The sequence below is a fragment of the Ensifer sp. ENS03 genome, assembly GCF_014852035.1.
GTDB lineage: Bacteria > Pseudomonadota > Alphaproteobacteria > Rhizobiales > Rhizobiaceae > Ensifer > Ensifer adhaerens.
Genome location: NZ_JACVAV010000021.1, coordinates 1 through 17,632 on the forward strand (window position 1 = coordinate 1; position 17,632 = coordinate 17,632).

Genomic DNA, 17,632 nt, shown 5'->3' on the forward strand with positions numbered 1-17,632 from the left:
CGGAAATGGTTATGCCGGGCGACAACGTCACCGTTGCCGTTGAGCTGATCGTTCCGATCGCGATGGAAGAAAAGCTGCGCTTCGCAATCCGCGAAGGCGGCCGTACCGTCGGCGCAGGCATCGTTGCCTCGATCGTCGAGTAATCGACTGATTTCAGATCAGTAGAGAGGCCCCGCCGGCAATGGCGGGGCCTTTTTCGTTTCGGTTGTCGCCAGGACTTCGTCGATGAAGGCGCGCTTGCCGTGGGTGTAGATATCCCAATCGCCATTGGCCTGCTCTGCGAGTTGCCGCTTCAGGGCTTCGTAGCGGCTGGCGAGTTCGGGAGCGTCACGCAGCCGGTCCCTGAGCACTAGACGTGCCGCATGGGCGGCGTTGTCGTCTCCACAGAGATAGAGCCGCGTGCCATAGGCAAGCGTTGCCATAGTAAACGTCCACAGGCCGCTTGCGTGCGGGTCGCCGTGAAAGGTGTAGCCTGCGTTGCAGAGGCGAGCGCTGAGCCCCGGCAGCTCCGCTACGTCCGCTACCACCGCATCGATATCGATCTTCGGCTTCGCGGCCAGTCCGGGTATCGCCGTGCTTCCGATGTGGTGGATCTCGCGGACGAAAGGCGAGAGCAGGGCGGTGATGGAAAGCGCCCGCGCCTCAAAGAGCGACGGCCAGAGAGGATCATATTCGACCAGCGTGATGCGCGACATGCGAATCGATTCCGGTGAGGAGAGCTTCTGGCAGGATAGCGAATGCCCGCAGCGCCGCGACCATTTCTGAGTGGCGAGGCAATGACTTGCCTTTCTTTGTGGGGCACTCCGGCCGGCAGGGCAGGGGATAGATGCGATTGAATGCGGATTTTTTCGGATCGGCGTTGAAAGGTGCTTGTCATCCTCCGGCAAACTGAATATGAAGCCGCTGACTTGAGGCGGCGAGACGTTGTTGAACGGGCACGCAGCCGAATAGGGGTATAGCTCAGTTGGTAGAGCGGCGGTCTCCAAAACCGCAGGTCGGGGGTTCGAGCCCCTCTGCCCCTGCCATTCTCTCCAGGCTTGCATAAGAGCTGAGGGTTCGGCAGAGTAAGTTTAAGGATCGGTTAGCCGGTCGACGAAATTCACAGAAAAGACTGATTGGCTCTTGTGGTTTTTAGAATCGGTCTTTATGTAGGGTCCAAACAGACACGCGGTGCGTGGGGCTGAATCATCGGCTTTACGCGCCGTAATGGCGTGAGCATTACATGGCATCCAAAACGAATCCGGTAACGTTTCTGCAGCAGGTTCGCTCTGAAACGTCGAAAGTGACCTGGCCCTCTCGGCGCGAGACGATGATCTCGACGCTGATGGTCTTTGTCATGGTCTTTTTTGCCGCTGCCTTCTTCTTTGCTGCGGACCAGTTGATGGGTTGGGCGATCGGCCTCATCCTCAACGTTGGCGCTTGATTGGGTGGAGGCTAGTATGGCTGCGCGCTGGTACATTGTTCACGCCTATTCGAACTTCGAAAAGAAGGTCGCTGAATCGATCGAGGAAAAGGCCAAGCAGAAGGGTCTCGAGCATCTGTTCGAGAAGATTCTCGTGCCGACCGAGAAGGTTGTCGAAGTGCGTCGCGGTCGCAAGGTTGACGCCGAGCGCAAGTTCTTCCCGGGCTACGTTCTGGTTCGCGCCAACCTGACGGATGAGGCTTTCCATCTCATCAAGAACACGCCGAAGGTAACCGGTTTCCTCGGTACCGACAGCAAGCCGGTTCCGATTCCGGACCATGAAGCCGAGCGCATCCTCGGTCAGGTCCAGGATGGCGTCGAGCGTCCGAAGCCTTCGGTCTCGTTCGAGATCGGCGAGCAGGTTCGCGTCTCCGACGGTCCGTTCGCCTCGTTCAACGGCGTCGTTCAGGATGTCGACGAAGAGCGTTCGCGCCTCAAGGTCGAAGTTTCGATCTTCGGCCGCGCGACCCCGGTCGAGCTGGAATACGGTCAGGTCGAGAAGGTCTGATAAGGCCTTAAAAGGATAGGGTGGGTTTAGGCCCATTCTGGCGGAGAAATCCGCATGCGCGTGGAAGGATGCCGGCCTTAGCCGGGTCGGATGTTCCGTACCACGCAACCGCAGCCGCCGGCCATTGAGGTCGGCAAGAGCCGGGTAACTGGCATAACAGGTCCCTGGAGCGATCCGTCGCGAGGGGATTTCAGAAAGGCAGAGAGAAATGGCTAAGAAAGTTGCAGGCCAGCTCAAGCTGCAGGTGAAGGCTGGGGCGGCCAATCCGTCTCCGCCGATCGGTCCTGCGCTCGGTCAGCGTGGCATTAACATCATGGAATTCTGCAAGGCGTTCAATGCCGCCACGCAGGAAATGGAAAAGGGTATGCCGATCCCGGTCGTCATCACCTATTACCAGGACAAGTCCTTCACCTTCGTCATGAAGCAGCCGCCGGTCAGCTACTTCCTGAAGAAGGAAGCAAAGATCCAGTCCGGCTCGAAGACCCCCGGCAAGGGCGGTTCGGCTGGCAAGCTCACCAAGGCTCAGATCAAGTCGATCGCCGAAGCCAAGATGAAGGATCTCAATGCTGCCGATATCGAAGGCGCAATGGCCATGATCGAGGGCTCTGCCCGCGCTATGGGCCTGGAAGTGGTAGGCTAAGACCATGGCGAAGATTGCAAAGCGAGTACAGAAGTCCCGCGAGGGCGTTGACCCGACGAAGATCTACGGTCTTACCGAAGCCGTCTCGATGGTCAAGGAACGCGCAACTGCCAAGTTCGACGAAACCGTCGAAGTTGCGATGAACCTCGGCGTTGACCCGCGCCACGCTGACCAGATGGTCCGCGGCGTTGTCAACCTGCCGAACGGCACCGGCCGCTCGGTTCGCGTCGCCGTTTTCGCACGTGGCGCCAAGGCTGACGAAGCCAAGGCTGCTGGTGCTGACGTCGTTGGCGCAGAAGAGCTCGTCGAAATCGTTCAGGGCGGCAAGATCGATTTCGATCGCTGCATCGCCACCCCGGACATGATGCCGCTCGTCGGTCGCCTCGGTAAGGTTCTCGGCCCGCGTGGCATGATGCCGAACCCGAAGGTTGGCACGGTTACGATGGATGTCGCTGGTGCCGTCAAGGCTTCCAAGGGCGGCGCCGTTGAGTTCCGCGTCGAGAAGGCCGGTATCGTTCACGCTGGCATCGGCAAGGCCTCCTTCGACGCCAAGGCACTGGAAGAAAACATCCGTGCTTTCGCTGACGCCGTGATCAAGGCAAAGCCGACCGGCGCCAAGGGCAACTACGTCAAGCGCGTCGCGATTTCGTCGACCATGGGCCCGGGTCTCAAGATCGACCCGGCCACGCTCAGCGTCGCCTAAAGAATTTTCGGGCTTCGGCCCGGGAAAGAGTTTCCGGCCCTTCGGGGCCGGAAATCCGGATTTCGATCCGGAACTCCTGTCCGAGATTGCGGGTGGTTATACCTTAATCACTTCGGCCTGCATGAGACGGGTAAGATCTGAATTTCGCCATGACGCCGGAGGCGTCGAAATTCGGTTCGAACCTCGCTTGCCTTGTGTCAGACCCGGCTCTTCCGGGAACGCCAAGGGACAGGATCCTTAAGCGTTATCAGGGATCGAGCTCGATCTCGGGTGACAAAGGCAAACCCGATGGGGCTGCATTATTGCAACCCTGTCTACTGGAGACAGACAGTGGAAAGAGCGGAAAAACGCGAATTCGTCACGGAGCTGAACGAAGTCTTCAAGGCTTCCGGTTCGGTTGTCGTGGCCCACTATGCTGGTGTCACAGTTGCGCAGATGAACGACTTCCGTTCGAAGATGCGCGCTGCTGGCGGCACCGTCAAAGTCGCGAAAAACCGCCTGGCCAAGATCGCTCTTCAGGGCACCGAGTCGGAAGGGATGACCAATCTCTTCAAGGGTCAGACGCTGATCGCATACAGCGAAGACCCGATCACGGCTCCTAAGGTTGTCATGGATTTCGCCAAGACCAACGACAAGCTCGTTGTTCTCGGTGGCGCCATGGGCACGACCACGCTCAACGCCGAAGCAGTCAAGTCGCTTGCGACCCTGCCTTCGCTCGACGAGCTGCGCGCAAAGCTGCTGGGCCTTCTCAATGCCCCGGCAACCCGCGTCGCAACGGTTGTTCAGGCACCGGCAAGCCAGCTTGCTCGCGTGTTCTCGGCCTATGCCAAGAAGGACGAAGCCGCCTAAGGCGGATTTTCGCTGTTGTATTTAAAACCAGTTCGAACCGAACAAAAGGAAAAGTAAAATGGCTGATCTCGCAAAGATCGTTGAAGACCTCTCCTCGCTGACCGTTCTGGAAGCTGCTGAGCTTTCCAAGCTGCTCGAAGAGAAGTGGGGCGTTTCGGCTGCTGCTCCGGTAGCTGTCGCTGCTGCTGGCGGCGCTGCTGCTCCGGCTGCTGCTGAAGAAGAAAAGACCGAGTTTGACGTTATCCTCGTTGACGCTGGCGCCAACAAGATCAACGTCATCAAGGAAGTTCGCGGCATCACCGGCCTCGGCCTCAAGGAAGCCAAGGACCTGGTCGAAGGCGCTCCGAAGCCGGTTAAGGAAGCAGTTTCCAAGGCTGAAGCTGCTGACCTCAAGAAGAAGCTCGAAGACGCTGGCGCCAAGGTTGACGTCAAGTAATTCGGCTACATGCAAGGGGAGGTGGCCTTTTCAGGCCGCCTCTCTTTGACCGTTTTTAGAACATATTACCCAAAAGCCTGTCGAAAAACGGCTTTTGGGTAATGGGTTCTTCAAGAGGATGGTCTCGAACGGAAGGCAGCACAGCAATCCGCGCTGAGCGTTTTTCGTTGGTTGGACGAGATTGAACTACTCATTGATTGACGGGGTCGACTGGCCATCGGTTCCCGTCCGTTGCAGGCCCGGATGCAAGATTGACAAGGAGCGACGATGGCTCAGACCCTTTCGTTTAACGGTCGCAGGCGCGTACGCAAGTTTTTTGGTAAAATTCCAGAAGTCGCAGAAATGCCGAACCTCATCGAGGTTCAAAAGGCATCCTACGACCAGTTTCTGATGGTTGAAGAGCCCAAGGGCGGTCGCCCTGATGAAGGGCTCCAAGCTGTTTTCAAGTCCGTTTTCCCGATCAAGGACTTCTCGGGCGCATCGATGCTTGAATTCGTTTCGTACGAATTCGAGCCGCCGAAGTTCGACGTCGAAGAATGCCGTCAGCGCGATCTGACCTACGCAGCGCCGCTCAAGGTGACGCTGCGCCTCATCGTGTTCGATATCGACGAGGATACCGGCGCGAAGTCGATCAAGGACATCAAGGAACAGAACGTCTACATGGGCGACATGCCGCTCATGACCGACAACGGTACCTTCATCGTCAACGGCACCGAGCGCGTCATCGTTTCGCAGATGCACCGTTCGCCGGGCGTGTTCTTCGACCACGACAAGGGCAAGAGCCACTCGTCGGGCAAGCTGCTCTTTGCGGCGCGTGTCATTCCTTACCGCGGTTCCTGGCTCGACATCGAGTTCGATGCCAAGGATATCGTTCATGCCCGTATCGACCGTCGCCGCAAGATTCCGGTGACGTCGCTGCTGATGGCGCTCGGAATGGACGGCGAGGAAATCCTCGACACCTTCTACACGAAGTCGCTCTACCAGCGCGACGGCGAAGGCTGGCGCGTGCCGTTCCAGCCGGACGCCCTTAAGGGCCAGAAGGCCATCACCGAGATGGTCGACGCCGACACCGGCGAAGTCGTTGTTGAAGCTGGCAAGAAGCTGACCCCGCGTCTGCTGCGCCAGCTGCAGGAAAAGGGCCTGAAGGCGCTCAAGGCGACCAATGATGACCTCTACGGCAACTACCTTGCCGAAGACGTCGTCAACTACAGCACCGGCGAGATCTATCTCGAAGCCGGCGACGAAATCGACGAGAAGACCCTTCCGGTCATCCTCTCGGCTGGTTTCGACGAGATCCCGGTTCTCGACATCGACCACATCAATGTCGGCGCCTACATCCGCAACACGCTGACCGTGGACAAGAACGAGAACCGTCAGGACGCCCTGTTCGACATCTACCGCGTCATGCGTCCGGGTGAACCGCCGACCATGGATTCCGCGGAAGCCATGTTCAACACGCTGTTCTTCGATGCCGAGCGCTACGACCTTTCGGCCGTCGGTCGCGTCAAGATGAACATGCGTCTCGACCTCGAAGTTGCCGACACCGTGCGCATCCTGCGCAAGGAAGACATCCTGGCTGTCGTCAAGATGCTCGTCGAGCTGCGTGACGGCAAGGGCGAGATCGACGACATCGACAACCTCGGCAACCGCCGTGTTCGTTCGGTCGGCGAGCTCATGGAGAACCAGTACCGTCTCGGCCTGCTCCGCATGGAGCGCGCGATCAAGGAACGCATGTCCTCGATCGAAATCGACACGGTCATGCCGCAGGACCTGATCAACGCGAAGCCGGCTGCGGCCGCCGTTCGCGAGTTCTTCGGCTCCTCGCAGCTGTCGCAGTTCATGGACCAGGTGAACCCGCTTTCGGAAATCACCCACAAGCGCCGTCTCTCGGCTCTTGGCCCGGGTGGTCTGACCCGCGAGCGCGCCGGCTTCGAAGTCCGCGACGTTCACCCGACCCACTACGGCCGTATTTGCCCGATCGAAACGCCGGAAGGCCCGAACATCGGTCTGATCAACTCGCTTGCAACCTTTGCCCGCGTCAACAAGTACGGCTTCATCGAAAGCCCGTACCGCAAGATCGTTGACGGCAAGGTGACGAACGACGTCGTCTATCTCTCCGCAATGGAAGAGGCGAAGTACCACGTTGCCCAGGCAAACTCGGTTCTCGAGAACGATGGCTCGTTCGCTGAAGAGTTCGTTGTTTGCCGTCACGCCGGCGAAGTTATGCTGGCGCCGCGCGACAATATCAACCTGATGGACGTTTCGCCGAAGCAGCTCGTTTCGGTCGCAGCGGCGCTCATCCCGTTCCTCGAGAACGACGACGCCAACCGCGCACTGATGGGCTCGAACATGCAGCGTCAGGCCGTGCCGCTGCTGCGCGCCGAAGCACCGTTCGTCGGTACCGGCATGGAGCCGGTCGTTGCCCGTGACTCCGGCGCTGCTATTGCAGCCCGTCGTGGCGGTGTCGTCGACCAGGTTGACGCGACCCGTATCGTTATCCGCGCCACCGAAGACCTCGATCCGTCGAAGTCGGGCGTCGATATCTACCGTCTGCAGAAGTTCCAGCGCTCGAACCAGAACACCTGCGTCAACCAGCGCCCGCTGGTCACCGTCGGTGACATCCTGAACAAGGGCGACATCATCGCTGACGGCCCGTCGACCGACCTCGGTGACCTGGCTCTCGGCCGCAACGCGCTCGTCGCGTTCATGCCGTGGAACGGCTACAACTACGAAGACTCGATCCTGCTCTCCGAGCGGATCGTGCGCGACGACGTGTTCACCTCCATCCACATCGAAGAATTCGAAGTGATGGCGCGTGACACCAAGCTGGGTCCGGAAGAAATCACTCGCGACATTCCGAACGTTTCGGAAGAAGCGCTGCGCAACCTCGACGAAGCCGGTATCGTTTATATCGGTGCAGAGGTTCAGCCGGGTGACATCCTCGTCGGCAAGATCACGCCGAAGGGCGAAAGCCCGATGACGCCGGAAGAAAAGCTTCTGCGTGCCATCTTCGGTGAAAAGGCCTCCGACGTTCGCGACACCTCGATGCGCATGCCCCCGGGCACCTTCGGTACCGTCGTCGAAGTTCGCGTCTTCAACCGCCACGGCGTTGAGAAGGACGAGCGCGCGATGGCGATCGAGCGCGAGGAAATCGAACGCCTCGCCAAGGACCGCGACGACGAACAGGCGATCCTGGACCGCAACGTCTACGCCCGTCTCGTCGACATGCTGCGTGGCCACACGGCCGTTGCCGGCCCGAAGGGCTTCAAGAAGGGCACCGAGCTTTCGAACCTCGTCGTCAGCGAATACCCCCGCTCGCAGTGGTGGATGTTCGCCGTCGAAGACGAAAAGGCTCAGGGCGAGATCGAAGCTCTGCGCGCCCAGTACGACGAATCCAAGTCGCGCCTCGAACAGCGCTTTATGGACAAGGTCGAGAAGGTCCAGCGCGGCGACGAAATGCCTCCGGGCGTCATGAAGATGGTCAAGGTCTTCGTCGCTGTGAAGCGCAAGATCCAACCGGGTGACAAGATGGCCGGCCGTCACGGCAACAAGGGCGTCGTGTCGCGTATCGTACCGATCGAAGACATGCCGTTCCTGGAAGACGGCACGCATGTCGACGTCGTTCTGAACCCGCTCGGCGTGCCTTCGCGCATGAACGTCGGCCAGATCCTCGAAACCCACCTTGGCTGGGCTTGCGCCGGCATGGGTCAGAAGATCGGCGCAATGCTCGACGCCTACAAGGCAGGTGCCGATATCCAGCCGCTGCGCGACACCATCGACAGCGTCATCGGGTCGGGCCCGAAGGGTGAGCCGATCAAGCAGTACGACGACGAGTCGATCGTGCGCCTGGCCGAGCAGACCCGTCGCGGCGTTTCGATCGCAACGCCGGTCTTCGACGGTGCTGTCGAAGCCGACGTCAACGAGATGCTGGAGCAGGCAGGTCTGAAGGTGACCGGTCAGTCGACGCTCTATGACGGCCGTACCGGCGATCAGTTCGACCGCCAGGTGACCGTGGGCTACATCTACATGTTGAAGCTCAACCACCTGGTCGACGACAAGATCCACGCCCGTTCGATCGGTCCGTACTCGCTCGTCACCCAGCAGCCGCTCGGTGGTAAGGCGCAGTTCGGCGGTCAGCGCTTCGGGGAAATGGAGGTCTGGGCGCTCGAAGCGTACGGCGCCGCCTACACCCTGCAGGAAATGCTGACGGTCAAGTCGGACGACGTTGCCGGTCGTACCAAGGTCTACGAAGCGATCGTCCGTGGCGACGATACCTTCGAAGCGGGCATTCCGGAGAGCTTCAACGTTCTCGTCAAGGAAATGCGCTCGCTGGGCCTTTCGGTCGAGCTCGAAAACTCGAAGGTCGACGAGGCTGGCGCGGCGCAGTTGCCCGACGCAGCCGAGTAAAGAGACCCAAGGTGCGTGCCGCTCATGCGGCGCGCACCGTTTCCGCCGGGAGACGCTGACGTCTCCGGCAGGAACGAAGCCGCAGCCAATGCGGTTTTAGCTGTTTATGGGGCAGGGGCCGGCGCCCGGGATTTGTCGGCACCCTCGCCAAGCTCAGGGCGTAAAGCCCGTAAAGGAGACAGGCATGAACCAAGAGGTCATGAATCTTTTCAATCCGCAGGTGCCTGCACAGACCTTCGATTCCATTCGGATTTCGATCGCCTCGCCGGAGAAGATTCTTTCCTGGTCTTACGGTGAGATCAAGAAGCCGGAGACGATCAACTACCGGACGTTCAAGCCGGAACGCGACGGTCTGTTCTGCGCGCGCATCTTTGGACCGATCAAGGACTACGAGTGCCTGTGCGGCAAGTACAAGCGCATGAAGTACAAGGGCATCATCTGCGAAAAGTGCGGCGTCGAAGTGACGTTGTCGCGCGTTCGCCGTGAGCGCATGGGCCACATCGAGCTCGCCGCTCCCGTTGCCCACATCTGGTTCCTGAAGTCGCTGCCGAGCCGCATTTCGACGCTGCTCGACATGACGCTGAAGGATGTCGAGCGCGTTCTGTACTTCGAAAACTACATCGTCACCGAGCCGGGTCTGACGTCGCTGAAGGAAAACCAGCTCCTCAGCGAAGAAGACTACATGCTCGCCGTCGACGAGTTCGGCGAAGACCAGTTCACCGCCATGATCGGCGCCGAAGCGATCTACGAAATGCTCGCTTCGATGAACCTGGAAAAGATCGCCGGCGACCTGCGCGCCGAGCTCGCTGAGACGACCTCGGATCTGAAGCAGAAGAAGCTGATGAAGCGGCTGAAGATCGTCGAGAACTTCATGGATTCCGGCAACCGTCCGGAATGGATGATCATGAAGGTCGTTCCGGTGATCCCCCCGGACCTGCGTCCGCTCGTGCCGCTCGACGGCGGCCGTTTCGCGACGTCGGATCTGAACGATCTCTATCGCCGCGTCATCAACCGTAACAACCGTCTGAAGCGCCTGATCGAACTGCGCGCCCCGGGCATCATCATCCGCAACGAAAAGCGCATGCTGCAGGAATCTGTCGATGCGCTGTTCGACAACGGCCGTCGTGGCCGCGTCATCACCGGCGCCAACAAGCGTCCGCTGAAGTCGCTGTCCGATATGCTCAAGGGCAAGCAGGGCCGCTTCCGTCAGAACCTGCTCGGCAAGCGCGTCGACTATTCCGGCCGTTCGGTCATCGTGACCGGTCCGGAACTGAAGCTGCACCAGTGCGGCCTGCCGAAGAAGATGGCGCTCGAGCTGTTCAAGCCCTTCATCTACGCGCGTCTTGACGCCAAGGGCTTCTCGTCCACCGTCAAGCAGGCAAAGAAGCTCGTCGAAAAGGAAAAGCCGGAAGTCTGGGATATCCTCGACGAGGTCATCCGCGAGCACCCGGTTCTCCTGAACCGTGCGCCGACGCTGCACCGCCTGGGCATCCAGGCCTTCGAACCGACCCTGGTCGAAGGCAAGGCGATCCAGCTGCACCCGCTCGTCTGCACGGCCTTCAACGCCGACTTCGACGGTGACCAGATGGCCGTTCACGTGCCGCTGTCGCTCGAAGCTCAGCTCGAAGCCCGCGTGCTGATGATGTCGACCAACAACATTCTGCACCCGGCAAACGGCGCGCCGATCATCGTTCCGTCGCAGGACATGGTTCTCGGTCTCTACTACTTGTCGATCCTGAACCAGAACGAGCCGGGCGAAGGCATGGCGTTCTCGGACATGGGCGAGTTGCACCACGCGCTCGAAACCAAGGCCGTGACGCTGCACGCCAAGATCCGTGGCCGCTTCAAGACCGTCGACGCCGAGGGCAACCCGGTTTCGAAGATCTATGAAACCACGCCTGGCCGCATGATCATCGGCGAGCTGCTGCCGCGCAACGTCAACGTGCCGTTCGACACCTGCAACCAGGAAATGACCAAGAAGAACATCTCCAAGATGATCGACACGGTCTACCGTCATTGCGGCCAGAAGGACACGGTCATCTTCTGCGACCGCATCATGCAGCTCGGCTTCGCCCATGCCTGCCGCGCCGGCATTTCGTTCGGCAAGGACGACATGGTCATTCCGGACACCAAGGTGAAGATCGTCGGCGACACTGAAGCGCTCGTGAAGGAATACGAGCAGCAGTACAATGACGGCCTCATCACCCAGGGCGAAAAGTACAACAAGGTTGTCGACGCCTGGGGCAAGGCGACCGAAAAGGTCGCCGAAGAAATGATGGCCCGCATCAAGGCGGTCGAGTTCGACGACAATGGTCGCCAGAAGCCGATGAACTCGATCTACATGATGTCGCACTCGGGTGCTCGTGGTTCTCCGAACCAGATGCGCCAGCTGGGCGGCATGCGTGGCCTCATGGCCAAGCCGTCGGGCGAAATCATCGAGACGCCGATCATCTCGAACTTCAAGGAAGGCCTGACCGTTAACGAGTACTTCAACTCGACCCACGGTGCCCGTAAGGGTCTGGCAGACACCGCCTTGAAGACCGCGAACTCCGGTTACCTGACCCGCCGTCTCGTCGACGTCGCGCAGGATTGCATCGTCAACTCCGTCGATTGCGGCACCGACAAGGGCCTCACCATGACGGCGATCGTCGATGCCGGTCAGGTCGTGGCTTCGCTTGGCGCTCGTATTCTCGGTCGTACGGCTTTGGACGACATCGATCACCCGGTCACGGGCGCTCGTATCGTCGACGCCGGCCGGATGATCCTTGAACCGGATGTCATCGAGATCGAGAAGGCTGGTATTCAGTCGATCCGCATCCGCTCGGCGCTGACCTGCGAAATCCAGACGGGCGTTTGCGGCGTCTGCTACGGCCGCGACCTGGCTCGTGGTACGCCGGTCAACATGGGCGAAGCGGTTGGCGTTATCGCCGCACAGTCGATCGGTGAACCGGGCACCCAGCTCACCATGCGTACCTTCCACTTGGGTGGTACGGCGACCGTGGTTGACCAGTCGTTCCTGGAAGCGTCCTACGAAGGTACGGTTCAGATCAAGAACCGCAACATGCTGCGCAACTCTGACGGCGTTCTCGTCGCCATGGGTCGTAACATGGCCGTCCAGATCCTGGATGAACGTGGCGTCGAGCGGTCCTCGCAGCGCGTTGCCTACGGTTCGAAGATCCTCGTCGACGACGGCGACAAGGTGAAGCGCGGTCAGCGTCTCGCCGAATGGGACCCCTACACCCGTCCGATGATGACGGAAGTGGAAGGTACCGTTCACTTCGAAGACGTCGTCGACGGCATCTCGGTTCTGGAAGCGACCGACGAGTCCACCGGCATCACCAAGCGTCAGGTTATCGATTGGCGTTCGACGCCGCGCGGTACGGACCTGAAGCCGGCGATCGTCATCAAGGACAAGAACGGCGCAGTCATGAAGCTGTCGCGTGGTGGCGACGCCCGCTTCATGCTTTCGGTTGACGCCATTCTGTCGGTCGAACCGGGCACGAAGGTTTCGCAGGGTGACGTGCTTGCACGTTCGCCGCTCGAAAGCGCCAAGACCAAGGACATCACCGGTGGTCTGCCGCGCGTTGCCGAACTGTTCGAAGCACGTCGTCCGAAGGATCACGCCATCATCGCTGAGATCGATGGTACGATCCGCTTCGGCCGCGACTACAAGAACAAGCGTCGCGTTCTGATCGAGCCGGCGGAAGACGGTGTCGAGCCGGTCGAATACCTGATCCCGAAGGGCAAGCCCTTCCATCTTCAGGATGGCGACTACATCGAAAAGGGCGACTACATCCTCGACGGCAACCCGGCGCCGCACGACATCCTGGCGATCAAGGGCGTGGAAGCACTTGCTTCCTACCTGGTCAACGAAATCCAGGAAGTCTACCGACTGCAGGGCGTTGTCATCAACGACAAGCACATCGAGGTGATCGTCCGTCAGATGCTGCAGAAGGTTGAAATCACCGACGCCGGTGACTCGACCTACATCGTCGGCGACAACGTCGACCGCATCGAGCTCGAAGACGTCAACGACGGCCTGATCGAACAGGGCAAGAAGCCGGCTTACGGCGATCCGGTCCTGCTCGGCATCACCAAGGCCTCGCTGCAGACGCCGTCGTTCATCTCGGCAGCGTCGTTCCAGGAGACCACGAAGGTCCTGACGGAAGCCGCAATCGCCGGCAAGACCGACGGCCTGCAGGGTCTGAAGGAAAACGTCATCGTCGGCCGTCTGATCCCGGCCGGTACCGGCGGCACGATGACCCAGATCCGTCGCATCGCAACCGCGCGCGACGAAATGATCCTGGAAGAGCGTCGTCGCGGCACCGGTGCAGACGTGGCAACGCCGATGCTCGCCGATCTCGCAAGCGAGAACGCGGCAGCCGAATAATGGGGGAGGGCGTGCTCGCCCTCCAACCTCACAAAAGAAGAAGCCGCCGAGAGCGATCTCGGCGGCTTCTTCTTTTGCAAATACGGTCTTGGGAGCTGGTGCGATGGGCTGTCTTGCAGCGTCTCAGCTGAAGCGGATGATCGCGACTTCGCCTTCGAGCGCACCCTGATAGGCGGACGCGTGCGGCTCTTCGCTCGGAACGTCGGTCAATGTGCCGATCTGGTCCAGGTCGGCCTCGAGAAAACCTTCTTCTGCGAGCGCGTTGAGCGCTTCGCGTACCGCGGTATCGTCGTCGGGCGCCTTCAGCATTACGTGAATGTCCACGCCGTCCTCGTCGCCGTCGGTCTCGTAGGCCTTGCCGATGATGATGAACACCATCGGCTCGTCCGGGGCATTGTCGTTGTCTGGGGTGACGGCCATTTTGTTTCCTTTCGAATGGGTTTGGTGCGACCTTAGCTTCCTTTTTGAATCAGCGCGATGGAAATGCAATGCCGCGCGGACGCTTCCGTTGAGAGCGAGTCGATCATCGTGGAAAACCCCCACAAAGTGGTTGCCGATTCCTTAATCCCGTCAGACACTCCGGGCACAGAAGGGCAGATGAGGCGGGCGCCAGGCGCCAAACCATGTGCAAAAGCCTTGTTTTTCAGGCATGCCGGGCGCACGCGTCCGGGAATATTTCTTAATTGCCCTTGACTGTTCGCCTTGAAATCAGTACACCCCGCCGCATCGGAGCCCATGTGAGGCTGGCTGGTTCGGAACGTCGCGTTCTGAAGTTCGCCTCAAACAAGGTTCGAAACGCACGCTGACGACTACAATGCTGCACGCACGACGCACGAAATAGTGCGTCCTCTGCTTTATTTGGGGCCATCTGCGGAAAAGGCGGATCGGCCCTTGTTTTGCGCATTTCATGAGGCGTTCGAAACTGCCGGCGACGGCAACGATCCGCCCGCAAGGGTAATGTGACAAGATTTTGCAAGGGATGGGTATATGCCTACCGTAAACCAGCTGATCCGTAAGCCTCGTCAGGCACAGGTAAAGCGCAACAAGGTTCCTGCTCTGCAGGAAAACCCGCAGAAGCGTGGCGTTTGCACCCGCGTTTACACGACGACCCCGAAGAAGCCGAACTCGGCTCTGCGTAAGGTTGCCAAGATTCGCCTGACGAACGGCTTCGAAGTCATCGGCTACATTCCGGGTGAAGGCCACAACCTTCAGGAACACTCGGTCGTGATGATCCGTGGCGGCCGCGTTAAGGACCTTCCGGGTGTTCGTTATCACATCATCCGCGGTGTTCTCGATACCCAGGGCGTAAAGAACCGCAAGCAGCGCCGTTCGAAGTACGGTGCGAAGCGTCCGAAGTAATTCGGTTTTGAAAATCCCGGCGCTGCGCGAGGTCCTCCGCGTGGTAGAGCGCTAAATAGTTTGAAGAGACGAGAAGTATGTCCAGACGTCATAGAGCAGAAAAGCGTGAGATCAACCCGGATCCGAAGTTCGGTGATCTGGTTGTCACGAAGTTCATGAATGCGATCATGCTGCACGGCAAGAAGTCGGTCGCTGAAACCATCGTTTACGGTGCGTTCGATGCGGTTCAGGCCAAGCTGAAGCAGGAGCCGATCGCTGTATTCCATTCCGCGCTCGACAACATCGCGCCGCACGTTGAAGTGCGTTCGCGTCGCGTTGGTGGTGCAACCTACCAGGTTCCGGTCGACGTTCGTCCGGAGCGTCGCCAGGCTCTCGCCATCCGTTGGCTGATCACGGCTGCACGCAAGCGCAACGAAACGACCATGGTTGATCGCCTCTGCGGCGAACTCATGGACGCAGCGAACAACCGTGGTAGCGCCGTGAAGAAGCGCGAAGACACGCACAAGATGGCTGATGCCAACCGTGCGTTCTCGCACTATCGCTGGTAATTCTGGCGCGAACGTCTCAAGAGGCAGTCCACTATGGCACGCGAATACAAAATCGAAGATTACCGTAACTTCGGTATCATGGCGCACATCGACGCCGGCAAGACCACGACGACCGAGCGCATTCTCTACTACACCGGCAAGTCCCACAAGATCGGCGAAGTCCACGACGGCGCCGCTACCATGGACTGGATGGAGCAGGAACAGGAACGCGGCATCACGATCACGTCTGCTGCGACGACCACCTTCTGGAAGGGTCGTGACGGCAAGGCTCGCCGCTTCAACATCATCGACACCCCCGGCCACGTTGACTTCACCATCGAAGTCGAGCGTTCGCTGCGCGTTCTCGACGGCGCCATCGCGCTGCTCGACGCCAACGCCGGTGTTGAGCCGCAGACGGAAACCGTCTGGCGTCAGGCGGAAAAGTACAACGTTCCGCGCATGATCTTCTGCAACAAGATGGACAAGACCGGCGCGGACTTCTACCGCTCGGTCGAGATGATCAAGACCCGTCTGGGCGCGATCGCCGTCGTCATGCAGCTGCCGATCGGCGCTGAAACCGAGTTCAAGGGTGTTATCGACCTGGTCGAGATGAACGCTCTCGTCTGGCGCGACGAATCGCTCGGCGCCCAGTGGGACGTCGTCGAGATTCCGGACGACATGAAGGACAAGGCCGAAGAATATCGCGAGAAGCTGATCGAGACCGTTGTCGAGATCGACGAAGCCGCGATGGAAGCCTACCTCGAAGGCAACATGCCCTCGAACGACAAGATCCGCGAACTCGTTCGCCGCGGCACCATCGACGTGAAGTTCCACCCGATGTTCTGCGGTACCGCGTTCAAGAACAAGGGCGTTCAGCCGCTTCTCGACGCGGTTGTCGACTACCTGCCGTCGCCGCTCGATATTCCGGCGATCAAGGGCATCGACGCCAAGACCGAAGCCGAGATCGAGCGTCACGCTGACGACGCCGAGCCGCTTTCGATGCTCGCGTTCAAGATCATGAACGACCCCTTCGTCGGTTCGCTGACCTTCGCACGCATCTATTCGGGCAAGCTCGAAAAGGGCTCGTCTGTCATGAACACGGTCAAGGACAAGCGCGAGCGCGTCGGCCGTATGCTGCAGATGCACTCGAACTCGCGTGAAGACATCGAAGAAGCCTTCGCAGGCGACATCGTTGCTCTTGCCGGTCTCAAGGAAACCACCACGGGTGACACGCTTTGCGATCCGCTGAAGCCGGTTATCCTCGAGCGCATGGAATTCCCGGAGCCGGTCATCCAGATCGCGATCGAGCCGAAGTCCAAGGGCGACCAGGAAAAGATGGGCCTCGCGCTCAACCGCCTGGCAGCTGAAGACCCGTCGTTCCGCGTCAAGACCGACCAGGAATCCGGCCAGACGATCATCGCTGGCATGGGCGAACTTCACCTCGACATCATCGTCGACCGTATGCGTCGCGAGTTCAAGGTTGAAGCCAACGTTGGTGCTCCGCAGGTTGCCTACCGCGAAACCATCACGCGTCAGCACGAAGAAGACTACACGCACAAGAAGCAGTCCGGTGGTACCGGTCAGTTCGCGCGCGTCAAGATCGTGTTCGAACCGAACCCGGATGGCGAAGATTTCGTCTTCGAATCCAAGATCGTCGGTGGTGCTGTTCCGAAGGAATACATCCCGGGCGTTCAGAAGGGTATCGAAAGCGTTCTGTCTTCGGGTCCGCTCGCTGGCTTCCCGATGCTCGGCGTCAAGGCGACGCTCATCGACGGTGCATTCCACGACGTCGACTCGTCGGTTCTCGCCTTCGAAATCGCATCGCGTGCTTGCTTCCGTGAAGCGGCCAAGAAGGCTGGTGCACAGCTTCTCGAGCCGATGATGAAGGTCGAAGTCGTAACGCCGGAAGACTACGTCGGCGACGTTATCGGCGACCTGAACTCCCGCCGTGGCCAGATCCAGGGCCAGGAATCGCGTGGCGTTGCCGTTGTGATCAACGCAAACGTTCCGCTGGCGAACATGTTCAAGTACGTCGACAACCTGCGCTCCATGTCTCAGGGCCGCGCGCAGTACACGATGACCTTCGATCACTACGCGCCGGTTCCGTCGAACGTCGCGCAGGAAATCCAGGCGAAGTATTCCGGTCAGAAGTGACCGGAATACCAAGACGCTGACAGAAGTTAAAAGTTTTCCCCGGTAGGGGATAGAAAACGGAGAGCCGGAAATGGCAAAGAGCAAATTTGAGCGCAACAAGCCGCACGTTAACATTGGCACGATTGGCCACGTTGACCATGGCAAGACGTCGCTGACCGCAGCGATCACGAAGTACTTCGGCGAGTTCAAGGCGTACG

At 59.6% G+C, this 17,632-nt stretch carries 14 protein-coding genes, 1 tRNA gene and 1 pseudogene; 14 read left to right on the forward strand and 2 right to left on the reverse strand.

From position 1 onward, the window contains the following. Positions 1–143 (forward strand): annotated as a pseudogene (tuf, locus tag IB263_RS33590) (elongation factor Tu); the annotation flags it as partial. Positions 144–158: 15 nt separating this feature from the next. Here the strand turns inward: tuf and IB263_RS33595 are convergent. Next, the gene (locus tag IB263_RS33595; RefSeq protein ID WP_192439595.1) at positions 159–695 is read right to left on the reverse strand and encodes a GrpB family protein; all 537 of its coding nucleotides are present in this window, start codon (positions 693–695) and stop codon (positions 159–161) included. A gap of 254 nt (positions 696–949) precedes the next feature. Here IB263_RS33595 and IB263_RS33600 point away from each other — a divergent pair. From IB263_RS33600 to rpoC, 9 genes are all read left to right on the forward strand, one after another. After that, positions 950–1,025 (forward strand) — tRNA-Trp (locus IB263_RS33600). 197 nt (positions 1,026–1,222) lie between these two features. After that, the gene (secE, locus tag IB263_RS33605) at positions 1,223–1,423 is read left to right on the forward strand and encodes a preprotein translocase subunit SecE (protein WP_034795473.1); all 201 of its coding nucleotides are present in this window, start codon (positions 1,223–1,225) and stop codon (positions 1,421–1,423) included. Between the two features lie 16 nt (positions 1,424–1,439). Then, positions 1,440–1,970 (forward strand): transcription termination/antitermination protein NusG, encoded by a 531-nt coding sequence (gene nusG / locus IB263_RS33610; RefSeq protein WP_034795476.1) that lies wholly within the window; start codon positions 1,440–1,442, stop codon positions 1,968–1,970. A gap of 208 nt (positions 1,971–2,178) precedes the next feature. Further along, the gene (gene rplK, locus IB263_RS33615) at positions 2,179–2,610 is read left to right on the forward strand and encodes a 50S ribosomal protein L11 (protein ID WP_034795479.1); all 432 of its coding nucleotides are present in this window, start codon (positions 2,179–2,181) and stop codon (positions 2,608–2,610) included. Between the two features lie 4 nt (positions 2,611–2,614). Next, positions 2,615–3,313, forward strand: coding sequence for a 50S ribosomal protein L1 (gene rplA / locus IB263_RS33620; RefSeq protein WP_034795482.1), 699 nt, complete (start codon positions 2,615–2,617; stop codon positions 3,311–3,313). Between the two features lie 330 nt (positions 3,314–3,643). Beyond that, entirely contained in the window at positions 3,644–4,162 is a 519-nt protein-coding gene (gene rplJ, locus IB263_RS33625) for a 50S ribosomal protein L10 (RefSeq protein ID WP_034795485.1), read from the forward strand. A gap of 58 nt (positions 4,163–4,220) precedes the next feature. Then, positions 4,221–4,598 carry a 50S ribosomal protein L7/L12 gene (gene rplL / locus IB263_RS33630; protein WP_034795489.1) on the forward strand — a complete coding sequence of 126 codons (378 nt, stop codon included), beginning with the start codon at positions 4,221–4,223 and terminating at the stop codon, positions 4,596–4,598. Positions 4,599–4,865: 267 nt separating this feature from the next. Next, entirely contained in the window at positions 4,866–9,005 is a 4,140-nt protein-coding gene (rpoB, locus tag IB263_RS33635; RefSeq protein WP_034795492.1) for a DNA-directed RNA polymerase subunit beta, read from the forward strand. 184 nt (positions 9,006–9,189) lie between these two features. Next, the gene (rpoC, locus tag IB263_RS33640) at positions 9,190–13,395 is read left to right on the forward strand and encodes a DNA-directed RNA polymerase subunit beta' (RefSeq protein WP_034795495.1); all 4,206 of its coding nucleotides are present in this window, start codon (positions 9,190–9,192) and stop codon (positions 13,393–13,395) included. A gap of 123 nt (positions 13,396–13,518) precedes the next feature. On the opposite strand, the gene IB263_RS33645 is transcribed toward rpoC, so the two are convergent. Then, positions 13,519–13,815 carry a hypothetical protein gene (locus tag IB263_RS33645; RefSeq protein ID WP_034795498.1) on the reverse strand — a complete coding sequence of 99 codons (297 nt, stop codon included), beginning with the start codon at positions 13,813–13,815 and terminating at the stop codon, positions 13,519–13,521. A gap of 567 nt (positions 13,816–14,382) precedes the next feature. Between IB263_RS33645 and rpsL the strand changes: the two genes are divergently transcribed. From rpsL to IB263_RS33665, 4 genes are all read left to right on the forward strand, one after another. Next, positions 14,383–14,754 carry a 30S ribosomal protein S12 gene (gene rpsL / locus IB263_RS33650; RefSeq protein ID WP_003507760.1) on the forward strand — a complete coding sequence of 124 codons (372 nt, stop codon included), beginning with the start codon at positions 14,383–14,385 and terminating at the stop codon, positions 14,752–14,754. Positions 14,755–14,831: 77 nt separating this feature from the next. Next, a complete protein-coding gene (rpsG, locus tag IB263_RS33655) occupies positions 14,832–15,302 on the forward strand; it encodes a 30S ribosomal protein S7 (RefSeq protein ID WP_034795512.1) in 471 nt (156 codons plus the stop codon). A 33-nt stretch (positions 15,303–15,335) separates the two neighbouring features. Then, on the forward strand, positions 15,336–17,435 hold the full coding sequence (fusA, locus tag IB263_RS33660; RefSeq protein WP_034795515.1) for an elongation factor G: 2,100 nt from the start codon (positions 15,336–15,338) through the stop codon (positions 17,433–17,435). 70 nt (positions 17,436–17,505) lie between these two features. After that, the coding region (locus IB263_RS33665; protein WP_244520023.1) for a GTP-binding protein at positions 17,506–17,632 on the forward strand (127 nt) is incomplete at its 3' end.

What these genes read in the sequence shown, in the direction of transcription:
- IB263_RS33595 (WP_192439595.1), bottom strand. Translation starts at nt 695, where the DNA reads ATGTCGCGCATCACGCTGGTCGAATATGATCCTCTCTGGCCGTCGCTC.
- secE (WP_034795473.1), top strand. Translation starts at nt 1,223, where the DNA reads ATGGCATCCAAAACGAATCCGGTAACGTTTCTGCAGCAGGTTCGCTCT.
- nusG (WP_034795476.1), top strand. Translation starts at nt 1,440, where the DNA reads ATGGCTGCGCGCTGGTACATTGTTCACGCCTATTCGAACTTCGAAAAG.
- rplK (WP_034795479.1), top strand. Translation starts at nt 2,179, where the DNA reads ATGGCTAAGAAAGTTGCAGGCCAGCTCAAGCTGCAGGTGAAGGCTGGG.
- rplA (WP_034795482.1), top strand. Translation starts at nt 2,615, where the DNA reads ATGGCGAAGATTGCAAAGCGAGTACAGAAGTCCCGCGAGGGCGTTGAC.
- rplL (WP_034795489.1), top strand. Translation starts at nt 4,221, where the DNA reads ATGGCTGATCTCGCAAAGATCGTTGAAGACCTCTCCTCGCTGACCGTT.
- rpoB (WP_034795492.1), top strand. Translation starts at nt 4,866, where the DNA reads ATGGCTCAGACCCTTTCGTTTAACGGTCGCAGGCGCGTACGCAAGTTT.
- rpoC (WP_034795495.1), top strand. Translation starts at nt 9,190, where the DNA reads ATGAACCAAGAGGTCATGAATCTTTTCAATCCGCAGGTGCCTGCACAG.
- IB263_RS33645 (WP_034795498.1), bottom strand. Translation starts at nt 13,815, where the DNA reads ATGGCCGTCACCCCAGACAACGACAATGCCCCGGACGAGCCGATGGTG.
- rpsL (WP_003507760.1), top strand. Translation starts at nt 14,383, where the DNA reads ATGCCTACCGTAAACCAGCTGATCCGTAAGCCTCGTCAGGCACAGGTA.
- rpsG (WP_034795512.1), top strand. Translation starts at nt 14,832, where the DNA reads ATGTCCAGACGTCATAGAGCAGAAAAGCGTGAGATCAACCCGGATCCG.
- fusA (WP_034795515.1), top strand. Translation starts at nt 15,336, where the DNA reads ATGGCACGCGAATACAAAATCGAAGATTACCGTAACTTCGGTATCATG.